The following is a 20,104-nucleotide window of genomic DNA, read 5'->3' on the forward strand; positions in this document are numbered from 1 at the left end:
TAGTTTCCTATCGCTGGGGGAGAGCTTTTAGACGCGCTTCGCACATTAAATGCAACATCGAGCCTGCATTCTCTCAAATTCCAGATACAAAAAAGGCGACTCTAGAGCCGCCTTTTCTTTAACGAAGTTATTCGCTAATTGCTAACTTTCTAATTACTTAGAGATGTGAGCGATTAGGTCTAGAACTTTGTTTGAGTAACCGATTTCGTTGTCGTACCAAGATACAACCTTAACGAATTTGTCAGTTAGCGCGATACCAGCTTTAGCATCGAATACTGAAGTGCAAACTTCGCCGATGAAGTCTTGAGATACAACTGCATCTTCAGTGTAGCCTAGAACGCCTTTTAGTTCGCCTTCAGAAGCTTCTTTCATCGCTTTACAGATGTCTTCGTAAGAAGCACCGTTAACTAGGTTAACAGTTAGGTCAACTACAGAAACGTTAGCAGTTGGTACGCGGAAAGCCATACCAGTTAGTTTGCCGTTTACTTCTGGAAGTACAACGCCTACAGCTTTAGCAGCACCAGTTGAAGATGGGATGATGTTTTGAGAAGCACCACGACCACCGCGCCAGTCTTTAGCAGAAGGACCATCTACAGTTTTTTGAGTTGCTGTAGTTGCGTGAACTGTAGTCATAAGACCAGATTCGATACCGAACTTGTCGTTAAGAACTTTAGCGATAGGCGCTAGACAGTTAGTAGTACAAGAAGCGTTAGAAACGATGTCTTGACCAGCGTAAGTGTCGAAGTTTACGCCGTTAACGAACATTGGAGTAGCGTCTTTAGAAGGACCAGTTAGTACAACTTTTTTCGCGCCAGCAGTGATGTGCTTACGTGCAGTCTCGTCAGTTAGGAAAAGACCAGTTGCTTCAGCTACAACGTCAACACCGATTTCGTCCCATTTTAGGTCTTCAGGGTTGCGCTCTGCAGTAACACGTACAGTTTTACCGTTAACGATTAGGTTACCGCCTTCAACTTCAACAGTACCGTTGAAACGGCCGTGAGTTGAGTCATACTTAAGCATGTATGCCATGTAATCTACGTCGATAAGGTCGTTGATACCTACAACTTCGATGTCAGCACGCTCTTGCGCTGCACGGAATACGAAACGACCGATACGGCCAAAACCGTTAATACCTACTTTGATAGTCATTATAGTTGCTCCACAACTTAATTTCTGATTAAAGATAACTGGTAGTAAAATTACAGAATCCAGTAAACATCTGCAAGTGATAATCGGACTTAACTTGTTTAAAGTCAAAAAAAAGCGACGCTTTTTTTAACAATTCTTTGCAAATGTACGTTTTTTAAACTTTTGACTGATTCTTCTGTAGCCCAGTTGGCGTAATATAACTGGTGAGATAAGTGCTCTTATCAAATTAATTACGCATGGTGTCCTGGTGAGAAAGTATGTGCTACAACTGTTAAGAGAAGCAAGTTTTTTGCTAAAAAAGTCAATACCAAGAACAGTAAATAAGGAGCCGAAAGTCGTGGAACAAAGCGGGAAAAAAGTGACGAAGTCAGATGAACAGTGGCGTGAGCAACTGTCTGATGAAGAGTTCCGTGTTTGCCGAGAGCAAGGTACAGAGCCTCCTTTCAGCGGTAAGCTACTGCATAATAAGGAAACTGGTGTTTATGCTTGTACTTGTTGTAATGCCCCTCTCTTTGTCTCTGATAACAAGTATGACTCTGGCTGCGGATGGCCAAGTTTTGATGCGCCTATCAACGATCAAGCGGTGCGCTATTTAGAAGATCTAAGTCACGGAATGGTACGTACAGAGATTCGTTGTGCAACGTGTGATAGCCATCTAGGGCACGTTTTTGAAGATGGCCCACAGACCACAGGAGAGCGTTTTTGTGTTAATTCTGTGTCGTTAATTTTCAACAAATCAGAATAATAACGACAAAATTGTGCTCGAGATTGTTTTATCCTTTCAGGATGATTCATGCTCAACGGTGATCTGAGTGTCGCTCGACTTAAACGAAAAACTCCCGCTCATTGCGGGAGTTTTTCGTTTATATCTCAGTGGGTATCATTGCTGGGGAATAGATACCTTTCTCTATGGCTTTCGCCACCGATTCGGCTAATTCATCCAACTGCTTATATCGCTCTGGATGACTGAAATTGAACATACGTTGGAGCTGCTTTTCATCAGCAAGCGGTACGTCGAATCTCTTCGCGACCATTGCCCATAGATACGCTTGCTCTTTGTCTCCAAGCCCCTGATGAATACTTGCCATTGACTTGAGAATGACCGGATTGATGTTGTCTTCATCAGATAAAGACAACGCGTTATTAAGAAGCTCCAGGGTTTTCTTGGTATCTCGGTTGGTATAAAAAGTGGCTAATGCATATTGCATCTCAGCATTATTTAATTGGGGAGACCCTTCCATTTGTAAAAATGCGCGCCGAGCTTGAGTATCTCCCGTTTGAGACCATAAAAAATACAAAGTAGCCGGGTCTTCTGAGCCTTTTAACTCGTTTACAATGCGCTCTAGCTCATCAATACTGTGTACCAATGCATTAAAGCGTTGTCTTTTGAGAGCACTTTGATCAATAGGGGTGATCTGGGAGGCGAGTTCTAAGCATTTCCTATATTCAGCGACCAGACCGTATTCGATGATTTGGTTTGCTTCCGATGGGTTTTTCAATTGCTCAAACCGATGCCAAACCAAATTTGTTCTTGGAATTCGACATTGGCCGTCATCCATATTGAGCTGCTCGCAACGCAGTTCTGGTGTTTTTTGGCACAACTCTTCGGTTGTCACGTTACCTTCAAAACAGCCCGATAGCGCAAAACATGCGAGGCTGAGAAGTAACCAGTTTGTTCTTTTCATGGCTTTGCTTGTGATCCGTTACACCAATTCATTTTCGTATTCTTGACTCAGTTTCTTAACCCGTTATGTTCTGTAAATAGAATGTAATAAGAAGGTACACTATGGACGCAGAACAACTATTACAAGCGATGACTCCAGAAGTTTATGATCGCTTAGTCTATGCAGTAGAAACGGGAAGATGGCCTGAGGGTACAACACTTTCTAAAGAGCAGCGAGATTCGTGTATGCAAGCTGTGATGTTGTATCAATCAAAACATAATACTGATGCGCAGCATATGACGGTTGCAGCCGGTGGTGAAATCAGTTTTAAATCAAAACAAGAGCTTAAAAAACAATTCAGCGGAGAAGAGAGAGATATTGTTCGTGTGAATCCGAACATTGATTAATCCTTACGCCTTATTTCTCAAAATTTTATTATTTTGATTTTGAAAGAAAAAAGCCCAAACTGTATTGGGCTTTTTAGATCGTAGAAAGCTTGAACTTACAGGCTCATTTCACCACGCAGTACTTGTTGCATTCTCTCTTTTACTTCTTCGTAAGAAAGGTTTTGGCTTAGAAGGTAGTGTAGTTTTGCCAGCGCCGCTTCGGGCGTCATGTCAAAGCCACTGATAACACCAGAGTCTGCGAGCGCACAACCTGTGGCATATCCGCCCATATTCACTTTACCTGCCAAACACTGAGTTAGGTTTACGACAATAACGCCGCGCTCAGAGGCTTCTTTCAGGTGACCAAGCAGCTCAGGGTTCTGAGGAGCATTACCGACACCAAAAGTCAGAAGAATCATCGCATTCACGGGCTGACGAAGCGTGTTGCGGATAACTTCGTGTGAAATACCAGGGTACATGGTGATCACACCGATTGGTTGTGGCGTGATGTTGTGAACCTTAAACTCACCTTCTGGTTGTGCACCAACGGTTACGCTGTTGCTAACTTGAATATTGATCCCAGCTTCCAATAGTGGAGGAAGGTTTGGTGAAGTAAAGGCATTAAAACCGTCTGCATGAGATTTTGTGCTGCGGTTACCACGCATCAATTGATTATTGAAGAACAAAGTTACTTCGTTGATCGGGTAGTTTGCCGCAATATGTAGCGCGTTTAATAGGTTTGCTTGGCCGTCAGAACGCAGCTCTGCGAGAGGGATTTGTGAACCCGTTACAATCACTGGCTTACCAAGGTTTTCAAGCATGAAAGACAATGCGGACGCTGTGTACGCCATGGTGTCAGTACCATGTAGGATAACGAAACCATCGTATTTGTCATAGTTGTCACGAATATCATTCGCAATCTGCTGCCAGTCAGCAGGTGTCATATCTGATGAGTCAATCAGAGGGTCGTATTCGTGGATGGTGTAATCCGGCATTTCAGGACGATGGAATTCGGGCATGCTTGCTAATTGCTTTTCCATAAAGCCAGCAACAGGCACATAGCCGTGGTCGGATTTTTGCATTCCGATGGTACCACCGGTGTAAGCGATGTAGATGTGTTTTCTAGTCATCGTTTTTTCTTTCGTGTAGGGGAACAGAGGCGGGGATTATATACCTAAATAACCTTGAGATGCGAGGCTATACGCACAGCATCAGAAAGTCATCTGAGGAGATGCAAAGCCTAATAAAAAGGGCACTTCAAGTAGAAGTGCCCTTTGTAATATTGATGGAAAAACTACTGCACTTGGCAGTTCAAACAAAATGCGTATTGACCTTTAGGATCGTTGAAGCTTTGGAGCAAGCTTGCGTCTTGTTCGAATTGTTGAGCTACGGGTTGAAGACTTTTTGGTAGCAAGCTTGTAGCATCAATACCTAGAGAGACTTTCACCTGTTTCATAAACTCTTGTAGAAATAGTTCAGTAGGTGAAAGAGGCTCTTCTACCCAGTAAATGCCATAATCGGTCACGTTCGCTAGTTTCGCCGCTAGCTCTACAGCATCATCAAAGTCACCCATTTGATCGACAAGACCAAAGGATAGTGCATCTTGGCCAGTCCAAACTCGACCTTGAGCAACTTTGTCAACTTCCTCTAGAGACATATCGCGATTCTCGCCAACTAGAGAAATAAAGCGCTTGTAACCGTGTTCGATACCTAATTGGAACACTTGAGACGCGCCCTCAGAAAGGCCAGTGGTAATACCGTCACCTGAGAACGGCGATGTGCCAACGCCATCAGTGTTAATACCTAACTTGCTAAAGCCTTTTTCAAACGTGGTGATGACACTAAATATACCAATGGAGCCCGTCAGGGTTGTTGGCTGAGCAACGATTTTGTCTGCGCTCATTGAAATCCAATAACCACCAGAAGCAGCCAAACTCGACATGGATACAACAACCGGCTTACCTGCTTGCTTCAGAGCTTCTACTTCGTTACGAATCACTTCAGAAGCAAAGGCACTGCCTCCTGGACTATCTACTCGTAATACGACCGCTTTCACTTTTTCATCATTGCGTGCTTGACGCAGCAAGCTTGCGACTGTGTCACCACCAACAGTTCCGCGAGGTTGTTGACCGTCCATAATCGCGCCACTTGCTAGAACAACGGCGATGTCGTGCTGAGGTAGTGTGTAATCGGGACGAATCGTTGCAAGGTAGTCGTAGTAACCAATCGCGTTGTAGCTGTCTTTGCCGTCACTGCCAAACTGTTTTGCAAATAGAGTGCGAATGTCTTGGCGTGTAGCAAGTTCATCCACTAGCCCCAATTTGACTGCGAGCTGAGCAATATCGCCATTTACAGACTTCATCTCGTTAATCAGCTCATCCATGGTTGGATTAAGCACTTTCGCATCAATGTTTCGGTTTGTTGTTACGTCATCAACAAAAGCACTCCACAATTGAGTAACCCAACGTGTTGCTGACTCTTTCGCCGCATCGGACATGTCATCACGAATAAAAGGTTCGATAGCGGATTTATAAGTACCTACGCGAAAAACATGAGTAGAAACGTCAAGCTTTTCAAGTAACGTTTTGTAGTACATTGAGTAAGCGCTGTAACCTTTAATCAATACACCACCATCAGGTGCCAGATAAACTTTGTCAGCGTAACTTGCCAAGTAATATTGGCTTTGGTTGTAGAAATCACCTACGGCGTAAACGGGTTTGCCTGACGCTTTAAATTCGTTCAACGCTTTCGCGATGTAACGTAGTTTCGTGAGATTTGTTTCTGGCATGTCTCGCAGTGCTAGCACTAATCCAGACACTTTAGGATCGTCTTTCGCGTAGCGAATGGTATCAACGATATCGAAAAGGACGTTTTCTTTCGGTAACTCATTACCCAAAAGGGAACCAGCAAAAGAGTCCATTGGGTTTACATAACGTCTTTGTTCGACAATTGGGCCTGAAAGGTTCATCACCAATGCCGATTCTTTTTCGACGACAGGTTGACCGTCTCCGGTATAAGTAAAGGCAAAGTAGAAAACGGCAATCATCAGCAAGAAAATTAGGTTTGCCAGTGCGAGTCTGATGAAAGTGATACTTTTCCATATCCCTTTAAATATCAAACCAATAAATTTGAAGAGTTTTTTCATCTTGTCTCCATAACGAGATAGTTACGCCGAGTCTAACAAAGTATGGGTTCTTATCTCTAAGATCTCAAAAGATAACATTTTTTTAGCTTATCACGACCACTCAACAATTGGCATATTTTCACACGAGATTGATCGGTGTTACAAAAATGTAAACGCTTGTTTGATTTTTTGGTTGAGCAGGCTTAATCTGGTCAGACCATGATAATAACAATGGATGTTAAGTGATGTCTGCCATGTACCCAAACCTATTAAAGCCACTGGACCTCGGTTTCACACAATTACGAAACCGAGTTCTGATGGGATCAATGCACACGGGCTTAGAAGAGCACAAAGAAGGATTACAGAAGCTCGCTGCTTTTTATGAAGAACGCGCGAAAGGCGGTGTCGGACTGATTGTAACCGGAGGTTTTTCTCCTAACTTACGCGGTCGTTTACACCCGTTGAGTGCTGAATTCAGCAAGCCAAAACATGCTAAAGCCCATAAAGTTGTGACAGAAGCGGTGCACAAGCACGGTGGTAAAATTGCGTTGCAAATTCTCCATGCTGGGCGTTATGCAATGCATCCATTCTCGCAAAGTGCATCTGGCATTAAAGCGCCGATTGCAAAGTTTGCTCCGAGTGAAATGAGCGACCGCCAGATAAAGAAAACCATCGACGCGTTTGCTAATAGTGCGGAGTTAGCACAGCTTGCTGGTTATGATGGCGTCGAGTTAATGGGCTCGGAAGGTTACTTGATAAACCAATTCTTATGTAAACGTACTAATATGCGTTACGACGAATGGGGTGGCAGCTATAAAAAACGTATGCGTTTTCCGCTAGAAATTGTTAAAGCGGTACGCAAGGCGGTGGGTGACAAGTTCATCATCATCTTCCGTCTTTCTATGCTGGATCTTGTCGAGCAGGGCAGCACTTTTGAAGACGTTATCGAATTGGCGAAAGCACTTGAAGAGGCTGGCGTCACGATTATTAATACGGGTATCGGTTGGCATGAGGCTCGAATTCCGACCATTGCGACTCAAGTACCACGTGGTGCGTTTACATGGGTTACGGAAAAAGTTAAACCTCACGTTTCGGTTCCTATTATCACTTGCAACCGTATAAATACGCCAGATGAAGCAGAACGCATTTTATCTTCAGGTCATGCCGACATGGTTTCGATGGCGCGCCCATTCTTGGCCGATCCTTACTTTGTTGCTAAAGCCGAACAGGAAAAAGCGCAGCTTATTAATACGTGTATTGGTTGTAATCAGGCGTGTCTAGATAACGTGTTTAAAGGTAAGCGCGCCAGTTGCTTAGTGAACCCTCTAGCGTGCTATGAAACCGAAATTGTTGTTGAACCAGCCTTTAAGAAGAAAAACATTGCAGTTGTTGGTGCTGGCCCTGCGGGCTTGGCTTGTGCGACCACACTGGCTGAACGTGGCCATAAGGTTGATTTGTTCGAAAAGAACGACCGCATCGGTGGTCAGTTCCGTCTTGCGATGCAGATCCCTGGTAAGGAAGAGTTTCGAGAGACGATACGATATTTCGCTAACCGTATTGATGAAACAGGCGTGAATCTGCACTTATCGACGGAAGCGAACTATGACTTACTCACAGAATATGATGAGATAGTGATGGCATCGGGTGTTGAGCCACGTAAAGTCAATATTGATGGAATTGATAACCCAGAGAAAGTCGTCGACTATCAAACTCTCATTCGAGACAAAACGCCAGTCGGTGAGAAAGTGGCTATCGTAGGTGCTGGTGGCATTGGCGTAGATGTCGCGACCATGCTCACAGAGCCAGTTGGACAAACGTTGGATGACTGGTTGCATGAATGGGGAATCGACAAGGAGATGTCTCAGCCGGGCGGTTTATACCCTTACCCTGATGCGGTCAGCGATAAAGAAGTCTGGGTACTTCAGCGTCGTAAAGGTCGTGTAGGTAAAGGTCCGGGTAAAACGACAGGTTGGATCCATAAACGTACCCTTGAAAAACGGGGCGTACATTTAGTCGGCGGCGTGTCTTACGATAAAATTGATGATCAAGGTTTGCACATTCATGTAGACGGAAGCGCGCAGGTACTTAATGCAGACAAGGTTATCATTTGTGCTGGGCAAGAGTCTGTACGTCCGTTTGAAGATAAATGGTCTGAACTTGGAGAGAAGATTCATATCATTGGCGGAGCTGACCATGCGGGTGAACTTGATGCTGTGCGTGCGATTCGTCAAGGTGTTAAATTGGCGGTAAAACTCTAGCCTTTTAATGTGTGTTTACCATAAAAGCTGCGCTTTGAGCGCAGCTTTTTTGTATAGAACTAGTCACTGATATCTGGCAGTTGTTTGGCCATTACCACGCCAGCAAAAGTAATAAAAGAGAACACTAACACCACAGCTGAAAGGCTCAAGAAGTTCGACATAACACCAAGAGAGCTCATTAGAAGCAGCATTATCCCAACCACTGTGTTACTCACGGCTACATAGCTCGTACGTTTGTCACCTTCTGCGATATCAACTAAATAGGTTTTTCGTCCGACTCGTATTCCGTCGTGGGCAATACAAACACAAAAGTAAAGCAGAGGAATCACGAATAGGAAGCTTTGGCTAGCGGTGACCCATGTATCGTAAACAAATAACACAACACCAAGTAGCGCGCTCATCATTGCGCCTATGACCATCACACTGCGGCTAGAACGATCGGACATTCTTCCCCAGAAAGGACCTGACACAAAGGAGGCCAAGCCACTCGCAAACATAAAGAGAGCTAGCACCCAGAGCTGTCCACCCAGAGATTGCTGTGCCAGCACAACGTAGTACGGTGCACTCAGCGCAGAACATAAAAATAGTGTCCGCGTGATAACGAATCGACGAAAGGTCACGTCTGTCTTAAGTAACGCGAGTTGTTTAAATGCTTCGAGGACGCCATTTCTACCACCGTCTACCTCACCGGCATACTCATTAATTCGCGCATAGACGAATGCCGCGATGAGCCATATGACGCCCGCTAAGCCTAAACTCAGACCGTAAAAGCGCTCTGTCGGCTCTACGTCCCATAACCAGGCTAGTGCCAGAAGGCTAGCGAAAAGCAGCGTAACCAGGCCAGCAGCGCTTGAAGACCAGCCGTTGACTTGACCTCGTTGGTTTTTAGGGATGGTTTTGCCCAATACATCTTTTGATGCGACGGAATTTAAACCGCGTGAGAGGCTGAAGATCACAAGACATGCAATCACACCATAACCCGCAGCTGCTCCTGTTAGAGTTAATGCGACCAATCCGATTGCAAATATGGAAAGAGCCTGCAAGATGCTGCCAATTACCCAGACCCATTTTCTTACTGGAATGCGTCGGATGTAGTGCGCGATGCTAAGTTGTGGGATAAGGGATCCTGACTCACGAATAGGAACTAGCCAACCAATTAAGTAAACCGGAGCCCCGAGACTTTGTAGTATCCACGGCAACGTGACTTTAGGGTTGATTAACGCATCGCCGACCTTCGTTAAAAACTGAGCGAGAATGATTTTAACAAAGTTGCCGGGAACTTGATGACAAGCTGATTCAGGAATCGCCTTACAGGCACGGGCATCTTCGTCATTAACGATCTTTTCGTAAATGCTGTTTTGTTTGTCCTTGTTCATCAACCTGCCTATGTTCAACTTATTCATTTCGCGAATAAATTAACATTAAACCCAGTTTGATGTTAAGTGAAGCACGTTATCAAGCCCACAGAAAACCGGTTGTTATTCGCAGGAGCAGATTGTGCTAAAGTGGCGTAAACAAAATAACAACGATATTCAATAAGGATTCTTTCATGGACGCTCTCGATCTTTTGCTCAATCGCCGATCTATCGCGAAGTTATCTGCGCCTGCACCAGAAGGTAAAGCACTTGAGAACATCATTCGTGCCGGCCTTCGTGCGCCTGACCATGCGGGATTAACCCCTTGGCGTTTCGTTATCGCACAGGGCGATGGTTTGAAAAAACTGTCAGATATCTTGGTAAAAGCGGCAGAAGCTGAAAATAGTGATGAAGCGGTGGTCGAAAAGGTAAAGAATGCCCCATTTCGCGCACCAATGGTGATCACGGTGATTGCTAAAGTAACAGAACATGAGAAAGTACCAGCACTAGAGCAACACTTATCTGCGGGATGCGCTGTACAAGCGATGCAAATGGCAGCCGTAGCGCAAGGCTTTCAAGGGTTTTGGCGCTCAGGTAAGTGGATGTTCCATCCAGAAGTTCATCAAGCATTTGGTTTAGAAGGTGACGATGAGATTGTTGGTTTCTTGTACTTAGGCACGCCTGGTTGTACACCGATGAAAGTTCCTGAGCGTGACCTTTCTCAGTTTGTTGAGTTTCTATAACTGAGCATCTAGGTAAATTGACTGTTTATTTATACAGTTTTTCTTGATTTGTTAGGGCTACATTCGTTAATGTGGCCCTAATTATATTTATTTCCAAAACGTTATGTCTCGTCTGTTTATTGCTGAAAAACCAAGCTTAGGCCGTGCGATTGCCGCTGCACTGCCAAACCCTCAAAAGAAAGATCAAGGATTCATCCGCTGTGGGAACGGGGATATCGTTACTTGGTGTATCGGCCATTTGCTCGAACAAGTCGAACCTGACGCTTACGATGAGCGTTATAAAAAGTGGAATATGGCAGATTTACCAATTGTTCCGCAGCAATGGCAGCTCAGACCGAGGAAAAGCGCAAGTAAGCAATTAACAGTGATTCGTAAATTGCTCAAAGAAGCTAACGAAGTCATTCATGCAGGAGACCCAGATCGAGAGGGTCAGCTGTTAGTTGATGAAGTTCTGGACTATTGCAAGTTATCTAAAACCAAGAAGGAATCTACACAGCGTTTGCTGATTTCCGACTTAAACTTACCTGCGGTTAAACGCGCACTCAGTTCTATGCGCAGTAATCGCGAGTTTATCCCACTTTCAGTTTCTGCATTGGCCCGCTCTCGGGCTGATTGGCTGTATGGTATGAACATGTCTCGTGCTTATACCTTGCTTGGTCAAAAAGCAGGGTATCAAGGTGTTCTCTCGGTAGGGCGAGTGCAAACGCCAGTTCTTGGCTTAGTGGTGCGTCGTGATGAAGAAATCGAAAACTTTGTCCCGAAGGACTATTTTACCCTACATGCTCTGATCCCATATCAAGATGCCAATGGTACTTTTGATATTCGTGCTCGTTGGAAGCCAAGTGAGGCATGCAAGCCTTGGCAGGACGAAGAAGGTCGAGTGTTAAACCGTAAGTTGGTGGAAAATGTTGCAAACCGCATCGCAAATCAACCTGCAAAAGTGACGGAGTCGGAACAAAAGCAAACCAAGCAATCAGCACCATTACCTTATTCGTTATCTGCCTTACAGATCGATGCCGCGAAGCGCTATGGTATGAGTGCGCAACAAGTACTAGATACTTGTCAGGCATTGTATGAAAAGCACAAGCTGATCACTTACCCGCGTTCAGATTGTCGCTATTTACCGATGGAACACTACTCACAAGCAGGGACGGTGACAGCTGCTATTGCGAATAACGCAAAAGAGTTGCAAGTTGCCGTTCAGGGAGCAGACTTAACATTAAAGTCCAAAGCCTGGAACGATAAAAAAGTGGATGCGCACCATGCGATTATCCCTACACCGAAGCAAGCTAATGTGAATGCGCTTTCCGGCAATGAGATGAAAGTGTATCAATTGATTGCGCGCCAGTACCTCATGCAGTTCTATCCGGCGGCGGTTTACGCAGAAGCGAAATTGGTTTTCGATATCGCTGGTGGTACGTTTGTCGCGAAAGGTCGTCAGTTAGTTTCGCCGGGTTGGAAAGCGCTAATGGGCAAAACTGACAAGGAAGATGAAGGTATTGATGCCGTGCCACCGCTACCCGAAGGCACCGTGTTAACTTGTCGTGAAGGGGAAATAAAAGACCGAAAAACCGAGCCACCAAAGCATTTTACCGAGGCATCGCTGTTGCAAGCGATGACCGGGATCGCCCGTTACGTTGCGGATAAAGAACTGAAAAAAATCCTTCGTGACACTGATGGGCTAGGCACGGAAGCGACTCGCGCTGGTATTTTGGACACGCTGTTCAAACGCCAACTGCTTACGCGTCAAGGTAAGTCAATTCTCAGTTCTCCTGCGGGAAGAGGTCTCATTCATGCCTTGCCAGAAGATTCAACATACCCTGATATGACGGCTCATTGGGAGCACCAGTTACAAGGTATGGCAGAGAGAAATCAAGCATATCAGCCGTTCATGCAAGCACTGGAACAACGCATTGATAGCTTGATGGCACAAGTAAAAGCAGGCCCTATCCCTGATTCATTACGTCATTTACCCAAGGTGGAACGTCCTGCGTTTAAACGTAAAAAGCGCAGTTATTCAAAGAATGGTGGCGCGACTAAATCTCGTGCAACCAAAGGTAAGCAGGCATAGGACAAGCGCGGTGTAATTAAACACCGCGCATGCTTGAAAATAGATTACTCGAACAGGTCACCGTGGTTTTGGATCGCGCCTCTTACTTCACCTTGAGTTAACACGCGTTTGTCCAGTACCTCTTTCACCTGGTTGCCCAAGTCAACTAATGTATCTCGATTCGCTTGAGTTTGGCGTTTACCAGCACTTCTCAAGCAGTAATTTAGTTCGTGCTCTTCGCTAAAATTAACCAAATCCCTATCTGCTGCCATCGTGCTTTCTCCTTATTTGTTCTACTTTTTCCTAAGTCTGGATTGGATGTAGATAAATTCAAGTTAGATTGCGCGAATTATGCTGGTGGATCACTGATGAACATTATGTTTGCCAACCAAGTCACGATTATGAAGCCTAGCTTTGATGGTATTTGGTTTAGTGATGGCTGTGTCTTAATGCTGCTACCAAGGTAACTCAGTACCATCGTAGTTAATAAATCGACCTGAAAGCTGCGGTGTGCTCAGTTCTATCACGTTCGCTAGGCCTAGCGCGGAGGTTTGCGTATCTATCAAAGCATTTGGCCCGCCCATCGCCGTTTTTACCCAACCAGGGTGAAGCGCTAAAACGGTAAATCCTTCAGGTGTTAAATCATTACTTAAGCTTTTCACAACCGAGTTAAGCGCCGCTTTCGATGAGCGATAAATATAGCCGGCGCCGGACGTATTTTCGGTCATACTGCCGACTTTTGATGAGATACAAGCAATCTTTTTCATCTTGCCTTGTTGTAAGCGAGGGTAACAGTACTCAACCAGTTTTAACGGAGCAATGGTGTTTACTTCGAAGACTTTACGCCATGCTTCTACGTCAGTATTTCCAAAGCCATATCCCTTGGGGCCGTAATATCCTGCATTATTGATGAGTAAGTCGATGGCAGGGAGTTTATCGGCAAGCTTAGCGACTTGTTCGTAGTGCGTGACATCCAGTTCGTGCAAAACTAGATTGCTGAATTGTGAGGCTAGAGTTTGTAGTTCTGAACTGTTCTCTAAGGAACGGCTAGTAGCATGCACTTGGTGGCCTTGCTTCAGGTACAGCTCAGTTAAGCTAAGGCCAATGCCGCGATTTGCTCCGGTAATAAAGACGGTTTGACTCATACAAACACCTATGTTTTTTTGATTTCAGTTGAAAGTCATTGTGTTAGTTAAGCACAATAAAATCAACCAACCACCACGCACCAACAACAAGAGATGAAAATAGGGACAGGGCACAAAGAGAGCCAAATAGTGCGCCGAGAATAGCAAAGAAAGTAGAATTCATATGTATATTAAATTTAATTGATATTGAAAATCATTATCAATTAAATTGCGTTTTATTCAACCCTTTAAGTTGATACTATTTCGTTACCATTGTTATTAAGAATTTCTCATGCTGCCATTTATCTACCACCCGATTTATTCTCAACTTGAGTTGCCAGAGGGGCATCGTTACCCAATTATGAAATACCAGTACCTCTATGAATCGGTATTGGTGCATATGGAGAAAGATAACTGGAAAGAGCACACGCAGTTTTTCCAGCCCGAAGCATTAACTGTTGGGGAAGTAAAACGTGTTCATGACGAGGAATACGTCGAGTTACTTGTTAGTGGAAACATGCCAGCTGCGAAGATGCGCCGAATAGGTTTTCCTTGGAGTGAGTCTCTCATTACCAGAACGCTAACGTCAGCAGCGGGCACGGCTCTGACCGCAAAAAAGGCACTTGAGTACGGTGTGGCCATTCATTTGAGTGGTGGGTATCACCACGCACACAAAGAGTTTGGCAGTGGTTTTTGTTTATTTAATGACTTAGTGATCGCGGCCAGGCAAGCGCTCGAAGTCGAGCATGTCGATAAAGTATTGATCATTGATAGTGATGTTCACCATGGGGATGGAACAGCAACTTTATGTGACGATGAGCCAGATATCATCACGCTTTCTTTCCACTGTGATAAAAACTTCCCAGCGAGGAAGCCTCAGTCTGACCTCGATGTGCCTTTGGTGCGAGGAACAGGTGATGAGGATTTTTTAATGGCGTTTAAAGAAGTGGTCGATATGGCACTTAATCTTCATCGCCCTGATTTAGTTATCTACGATGCTGGTGTCGATATACATCAGGACGATGAGCTTGGATATTTTGATGTGTCGACTCAAGGGATTTTAGAACGTGATAGATTTTTAATGCACACAGTGAAATCTCGAGGTATCCCTGTCGCAGCTGTCGTTGGAGGTGGATATCGAACGAATCATGCTGACCTCGTCCCAATCCACTTGCAGCTTATCAATGCCGCTAAAGAAGCCTTTATTGATGAGTAGATACAACGAGACGTAAATATCAAATTGATTCAACACAGGAACGAACGAAAAGGGCATTAATTTTTTGTGGGTTCTTTCTGAGTGTGGCGGAGTGCTTAGTTGCGTTCAAGAAGTGATAAGTGATTTGTACAAATCTTTTTAAGTCTGGAGATGCGAAAAAGCCCGCTAATTTCTTAGCGGGCTTTTTCTAAAAGTGGCGGAGAGATAGGGATTTGAACCCTAGATACGCTATTAACGTATGCCGGTTTTCAAGACCGGTGCTTTCAACCACTCAGCCATCTCTCCGTTGTTGAGGCGCATAATATAAGGCTTTGAAAATGTTGTAAACCCCTAGTTGAACTGATTGGATGTTTACTGCGCAAATTTGTGGTTTGTGTTGTTTAAATAAACAAAAACTCCCCAAAAAGGGGAGTTTGAATAGTATATGGATTGCTAGGTATTAATCGTTTTTAGAATAAAAACGCTGTAACTCAGTTAAACCTTGCATCAAAACTGGCAACTTCGGTGCATCATCTCTAAGTCGTTTGTAGTTTTTGTCATACAGCTTGTAGTTGCCAAACTTATCGATCACTGTGGTTTGCGAGCTAGTAATTAAGGCAAGCTCGCGAGTATCGCCCGCCAAGATCCAGCGACGACGACTTTCATCGAATAGGTTGCGACCACTACTGTAATCATATGGGTTGGAAGATACGCCGAGCATATCTTGCAACAGTGTAACTGAGAGGTCCAAGTGACTTGTGCTGTGATTAAATTCGCCAGCTAGCATTCCAGGCCAATGGATCACCATCGGAACTTGTAATTGATAACGGCTGTAGTTGCTGTTTGCTCCCCAGCTGTTCGTGTTGGTTTCGTTAAATTCACTACCGTGATTAGAAGTGATGATTACGATGGTGTTTGTCAGTTGTCCCGTCGTTTCTAGTTCATCAATAATACCTGCGATAGTTCTATCCGCCGACTTCACTGCATATTCATAAGCTTTTTTGAATCGCTCACTTGCGGGCATTTCTTCGTCATTATTTGAAGGAATCGATTCAAAATTATCAACGGTGGTGACTTCGATGTAACTAAACCATGGCTGACTTGCTTTCTCTGCTAACCATGTATTCCAGTTTGCGATAGATTGTTTATCGGTATGAGCTTGCGTGCCATTTAGGTCTTCCGCTAAGTTCAAGTCGCGGAAAATAATTTCTGAGTAGAGATCATCTTCAAACCCACTGCCACTGAATAAACCAAAGTTGTAGCCCTGATCTTTCAGTACATCGAGCAATACTGGGGAAGCACCTTGCGCCTTGATGCTTGATGCATAACTGGTCGGTAAGCCATAGAACAAACCAAAGGCCCCGTATGTATCATTACTTGAGCTGTAATGATTACGGAAGTTCTGATTGTTTTCAGCAAACTCATAGAGGTTAGGCATCTCTTCTTGGTTCAGCGCATCCGCTCGTAAATTGTTTATGCTGATCATCAACACATTGAGCTTATTAACTCGGCGGTTAAACTCAAGCTTTTCAAGAGGGTAGTTGACTAACTCTACGTTGCCTTCGTTTTCTGCTAAACGTTTTAGGTATTCCTCACGGTCAAGTAGACCATGTTTTTCCATAAAACTCTTCGCCGTCATCGGGTAAGACAAAGGGAAGTTTGAACGCTGGCTAGTAATTGGGTTGTAAAAATACGCATCTGCCCAAATGTAAACCAAATGGCTGGTCATAAAGCTGAGGAAAAAGACGGCCGCGAGAGGGCGTCCTACGTGCTTATGAGATAGTTTGCGCTGTTTTCGCCATACCCATTCGGATAGTGCGAGTTGAATAAGGAAGATCAGCGGCATCACAACAAATAAATGTTGTAGGTCAGTGCTGAGCGCACTTTTGTCTTCGCTGAATAGTAACTCCCAGACAACGGGAGTTAAGTGCAAATTGATCGACTGATACGCTTGGGTATCAATTAATAATATGGTTTGCCCAACGGTTGCGAAAATCACTGCCACCAAACGGAACAATTTCCGCGATGGCAGGATAAACGTCAACGGGAATAGAACAAGCAAGTAAAGTGCGAAAACTAGAAAGCCAAAGTGACCAACCCAAGAAACCGCCAGATAAAACTGACCAAGTAACGTCTCGGGCCAAGGAGACTGAACAATGTAGCGTGTGCCTATCAACATCGATGCAACGATATTGAAGAATGCAAACCAGTGACCCCAACCAACTAGTCGAGATACACGTTCGCCGTATGAGTTTCCGCTGTCTACCATGTATGTGTTCTATTGTCCGTGATTAGTGTGTTTTTGGTGTTTCTAAAGAAGACATCAGCGCCTGAGCAAATTTTTCAGCAATCGCTTTGCGTTGTGAAGCAGCAACACGTTGATTTAAGACATTGGTTGCGATATTTCCGGCAATCATTAGCGTCAACTCAGGAGAAGCAGCGTGTTTTTCAAGAACTGTTGCTACTTCAGCAAGAATTTTTTCTACTTGCTCGTCAGTATATTTAGATGTAATCGGCATAAAGACTCTAATAATGATAGTAAAAGCGGCTTATGATAACCTACAATGCCCATCAACTAAAACCTTGTAGCAAGATAAAATCACTATGAGTCTTCATCTTTCAAACGTTATTCTGCATCAACTGTGCAAAAACGATCAGGACGAGCTGGTTGTAAACTTTCGTCCAGCATCATTAGAGAACGATGCATCTACAGAAAACTTAGTCGCTGAGCTTCACCGAGTATTCCATTCTAAAGCTGGTAAAGGTTTTGGCGCTTTCCAGTCAGACAGCGAATTTCAATTTTGGCTTCAAGAAATGCGCAAAGGAGAGCGAGATTTTTACGACTTCTCACAAATTAGTGCAAATCGCTTGAAAGAAGAGTTGATTAAGTACCCATTTGCGGATGAAGGTATCTTGGTTTTCGCTGAGTATCAGAGTTTAGCAACGGACTACTTGTTCATCGGTATCTTACCAATGAATCAAAGTTTAAAAGTGACCGAAGGTTTGGACATCAGTGCGACAGATTACTTAGATATCACCAAAATGGATATTGCCGCACGCATCGACCTGTCGAGCTACGAGACCGACAAGGAATCCAATCGTTATCTGCAATACATTAAAGGACGCGTTGGCCGTAAAGTGGCGGACTTCTTCCTAGATTTTCTGCAAGCGGATATTGGCTTAGATACTAAACAACAAAACTTAGTGTTGATGCAGGCGGTGGATGATTTTTGTGCTGACTCGAAGCTAGAAAAGCAAGAAGTGAACGAGTACAAGAAACAAGTTTACGACTACTGCAATGAGCAAATTAAATCCGGTGATGAGGTTCAAATCTCAGAGCTTTCCGGAGAGCTTCCTCAAAGCCAAGATGGCACGAGCTTTATGGATTTCACCAAAGAGCAAGGGTACGAGCTTGAAGAGTCTTTCCCAGGTGATCGTGCGACGGTTCGCAAACTGACTAAATTTGTTGGAGCTGGTGGTGGTTTGAATATTAGCTTCGATAGTCTCTTACTTGGCGAGCGTATTTTTTATGATCCAGAGACGGATACCTTAACGATTAAAGGGACGCCTCCAAATCTAAAAGATCAGTTAAGTCGCAATTAAAATCATATCGTTAAATAAAGAGAGCAAACGGCTCTCTTTTTTTATGTGAATAAGAAACATCCATAGTATATGCTTGTAATTAATGGAGATATGCGAGGGGCAAGTGTTGCTGCAGCTAAAAGAAGGAATACGGCGGTTTGTTTGGTTCTGGTTCGTTTTGTGGTGTGTTTTAGCACTTGGCATTTGGCTGCAAGCCAAACAAACGATTCAAACGATTTCGACTGTAAATGAGTTAGGAAGTAAAGTTGAAGAAGTCAGGCACTTTTTTAACTTCGATCTGCCTTACCGTGTTAAACACGTCGACCAAATTTCACTGAAACTTCAGTTGGCTTATGCAGTTCGCTTACAGCTTGAAAGTGAGTTTTCTGAAGGGAAAATCACACCAGACATCACTCAATTACTTTATACGACCGACCGATTTTTAGAAAGTGCTCGAGCTTTTGTAAGAAGTGACAGTGAATTGGTTTCGTTAGCAGAACAGTTACGAAGCAGCCGTGCTCGAACAGAAAACTCTGAGCAAATTCAGGCAATGTACTATCGTTTAGGTGCGCTTGTTTTTGAGTCTGTCTTTAGTGACTCTGCAACGAATAGCGATACTTACCGTGACTTAGACCGACTTTTTATTGAATCAGAGACGCTCTCTCCCGAAGAGCGAAGCGCTCTTCAGCGCCAGCTTGCTCATACCTCAAGCGCACTATCTGCTCAGGCACAGGGCAGTTATTTATCTAATCAACTGCTTAATCCAGATTTCCCGAACCAGTTAACTTCGATAAATGATCAGTTGGAACAGAAGCTAATGACTTTTATTGTTTGGTTGTCTGTAATCAGTGGTTTGCTCCTTTTCCTCATTTCATGGGGAGCCTTCTCCCCAAAAACGATTCAACCGATACCACTACCCAGAACCGATGATAAAAAGTCAGAGCAAGTTGGCGATGATAAAAATGGAGCTAACGCTGTTCCCTCAGCTCAGTCAGAAAACTTTCAAAACGTCCAAATGAACGAAGAAAGTTGTAATGAGGTGAATTCATCACAAGTGGAAGTAGTGGAACGTGAGCCGTACATAGATATCAATAAAATGTTAGATTCTCTGTCTGGTGACGAGGGCGCTGTGCGGATGTTACTGGAGGTCTTTATTCAGGATCACTCTGGCGATGGCACTAAAATGTATCAGCTGTTAGAAGAGGATAAAGAGCAAGCGCAAAGAGCCGCACACAGTCTTAAAGGGGTCTCAGGGAGTTTAGGTGCAATGCCATTGCACTGTATTTCGGGTGATATTGAACTGTTGATTAAACAAGGGCAAAAAGTGCCGGAAGAGAAGTTGGCATGTTTAGATGATGTCCTAAAACAAACCATACTTTTTGCTAATAATGTTCTCAATAGTAAAAAGATAACAGAAGCGCTAACAGATTGATATTGCTCTGACTTAATGTCATAAGAGTTGAGGTAATAAAGG

17 protein-coding genes and 1 tRNA gene are annotated in these 20,104 nt (G+C 44.1%); 8 read left to right on the forward strand and 10 right to left on the reverse strand.

Features of this window, described 5'->3' with window-relative positions:
• Positions 1 to 153: 153 nt before the first annotated feature.
• Entirely contained in the window at positions 154 to 1,149 is a 996-nt protein-coding gene (gene gap / locus R7190_RS13890; RefSeq protein ID WP_047104409.1) for a type I glyceraldehyde-3-phosphate dehydrogenase, read from the reverse strand.
• A gap of 337 nt (positions 1,150 to 1,486) precedes the next feature.
• Here gap and msrB point away from each other — a divergent pair, with 337 nt between their 5' ends.
• On the forward strand, positions 1,487 to 1,894 hold the full coding sequence (gene msrB, locus R7190_RS13895; RefSeq protein WP_005380698.1) for a peptide-methionine (R)-S-oxide reductase MsrB: 408 nt from the start codon (positions 1,487 to 1,489) through the stop codon (positions 1,892 to 1,894).
• Between the two features lie 118 nt (positions 1,895 to 2,012).
• On the opposite strand, the gene R7190_RS13900 is transcribed toward msrB, so the two are convergent.
• Positions 2,013 to 2,834 (reverse strand): DUF2989 domain-containing protein, encoded by an 822-nt coding sequence (locus tag R7190_RS13900; protein WP_065274728.1) that lies wholly within the window; start codon positions 2,832 to 2,834, stop codon positions 2,013 to 2,015.
• Between the two features lie 101 nt (positions 2,835 to 2,935).
• Here R7190_RS13900 and R7190_RS13905 point away from each other — a divergent pair, with 101 nt between their 5' ends.
• Positions 2,936 to 3,220 carry a YeaC family protein gene (locus R7190_RS13905; protein ID WP_186584761.1) on the forward strand — a complete coding sequence of 95 codons (285 nt, stop codon included), beginning with the start codon at positions 2,936 to 2,938 and terminating at the stop codon, positions 3,218 to 3,220.
• Positions 3,221 to 3,315: 95 nt separating this feature from the next.
• On the opposite strand, the gene ansA is transcribed toward R7190_RS13905, so the two are convergent.
• Both ansA and sppA read right to left on the reverse strand, forming a co-directional pair.
• The gene (ansA, locus tag R7190_RS13910) at positions 3,316 to 4,329 is read right to left on the reverse strand and encodes an asparaginase (RefSeq protein WP_017635822.1); all 1,014 of its coding nucleotides are present in this window, start codon (positions 4,327 to 4,329) and stop codon (positions 3,316 to 3,318) included.
• Positions 4,330 to 4,493: 164 nt separating this feature from the next.
• A complete protein-coding gene (gene sppA / locus R7190_RS13915) occupies positions 4,494 to 6,344 on the reverse strand; it encodes a signal peptide peptidase SppA (protein WP_005380705.1) in 1,851 nt (616 codons plus the stop codon).
• 224 nt (positions 6,345 to 6,568) lie between these two features.
• Here sppA and R7190_RS13920 point away from each other — a divergent pair, with 224 nt between their 5' ends.
• A complete protein-coding gene (locus R7190_RS13920) occupies positions 6,569 to 8,581 on the forward strand; it encodes an NADPH-dependent 2,4-dienoyl-CoA reductase (RefSeq protein ID WP_005380708.1) in 2,013 nt (670 codons plus the stop codon).
• Between the two features lie 59 nt (positions 8,582 to 8,640).
• On the opposite strand, the gene R7190_RS13925 is transcribed toward R7190_RS13920, so the two are convergent.
• A complete protein-coding gene (locus R7190_RS13925) occupies positions 8,641 to 9,957 on the reverse strand; it encodes an MFS transporter (RefSeq protein ID WP_186584763.1) in 1,317 nt (438 codons plus the stop codon).
• 173 nt (positions 9,958 to 10,130) lie between these two features.
• Between R7190_RS13925 and R7190_RS13930 the strand changes: the two genes are divergently transcribed.
• Together R7190_RS13930 and R7190_RS13935 are read left to right on the forward strand one after the other, a co-directional pair.
• On the forward strand, positions 10,131 to 10,679 hold the full coding sequence (locus R7190_RS13930; protein WP_005380711.1) for an NAD(P)H nitroreductase: 549 nt from the start codon (positions 10,131 to 10,133) through the stop codon (positions 10,677 to 10,679).
• 103 nt (positions 10,680 to 10,782) lie between these two features.
• The gene (locus R7190_RS13935) at positions 10,783 to 12,750 is read left to right on the forward strand and encodes a DNA topoisomerase III (protein WP_149192546.1); all 1,968 of its coding nucleotides are present in this window, start codon (positions 10,783 to 10,785) and stop codon (positions 12,748 to 12,750) included.
• A gap of 44 nt (positions 12,751 to 12,794) precedes the next feature.
• Here the strand turns inward: R7190_RS13935 and R7190_RS13940 are convergent, their stop codons facing one another.
• Both R7190_RS13940 and R7190_RS13945 read right to left on the reverse strand, forming a co-directional pair.
• Positions 12,795 to 13,001, reverse strand: a complete 207-nt coding sequence (locus tag R7190_RS13940) for a hypothetical protein (protein ID WP_005380717.1) — start codon at positions 12,999 to 13,001, stop codon at positions 12,795 to 12,797.
• Positions 13,002 to 13,184: 183 nt separating this feature from the next.
• Positions 13,185 to 13,874: an SDR family oxidoreductase gene (locus R7190_RS13945; protein ID WP_186584765.1), complete on the reverse strand. Its 690-nt coding sequence runs from the start codon at positions 13,872 to 13,874 to the stop codon at positions 13,185 to 13,187.
• Between the two features lie 271 nt (positions 13,875 to 14,145).
• Between R7190_RS13945 and R7190_RS13950 the strand changes: the two genes are divergently transcribed.
• Positions 14,146 to 15,069, forward strand: coding sequence for a histone deacetylase (locus R7190_RS13950; RefSeq protein WP_054577627.1), 924 nt, complete (start codon positions 14,146 to 14,148; stop codon positions 15,067 to 15,069).
• A gap of 194 nt (positions 15,070 to 15,263) precedes the next feature.
• On the opposite strand, the gene R7190_RS13955 is transcribed toward R7190_RS13950, so the two are convergent.
• The 3 genes from R7190_RS13955 to R7190_RS13965 form a co-directional block, all read right to left on the reverse strand.
• Positions 15,264 to 15,354, reverse strand: a tRNA-Ser gene (locus tag R7190_RS13955).
• A 154-nt stretch (positions 15,355 to 15,508) separates the two neighbouring features.
• Positions 15,509 to 17,317 (reverse strand): DUF3413 domain-containing protein, encoded by a 1,809-nt coding sequence (locus R7190_RS13960; protein ID WP_054577628.1) that lies wholly within the window; start codon positions 17,315 to 17,317, stop codon positions 15,509 to 15,511.
• A 22-nt stretch (positions 17,318 to 17,339) separates the two neighbouring features.
• Positions 17,340 to 17,567 (reverse strand): YejL family protein, encoded by a 228-nt coding sequence (locus tag R7190_RS13965; protein WP_005380722.1) that lies wholly within the window; start codon positions 17,565 to 17,567, stop codon positions 17,340 to 17,342.
• 85 nt (positions 17,568 to 17,652) lie between these two features.
• Here R7190_RS13965 and yejK point away from each other — a divergent pair, with 85 nt between their 5' ends.
• Both yejK and R7190_RS13975 read left to right on the forward strand, forming a co-directional pair.
• On the forward strand, positions 17,653 to 18,651 hold the full coding sequence (gene yejK / locus R7190_RS13970) for a nucleoid-associated protein YejK (RefSeq protein WP_005380723.1): 999 nt from the start codon (positions 17,653 to 17,655) through the stop codon (positions 18,649 to 18,651).
• An 82-nt stretch (positions 18,652 to 18,733) separates the two neighbouring features.
• Positions 18,734 to 20,062, forward strand: coding sequence for an Hpt domain-containing protein (locus tag R7190_RS13975; protein WP_170897258.1), 1,329 nt, complete (start codon positions 18,734 to 18,736; stop codon positions 20,060 to 20,062).
• Positions 20,063 to 20,104: the final 42 nt, after the last annotated feature.

The organism is Vibrio sp. 1078-1, assembly GCF_033340475.1.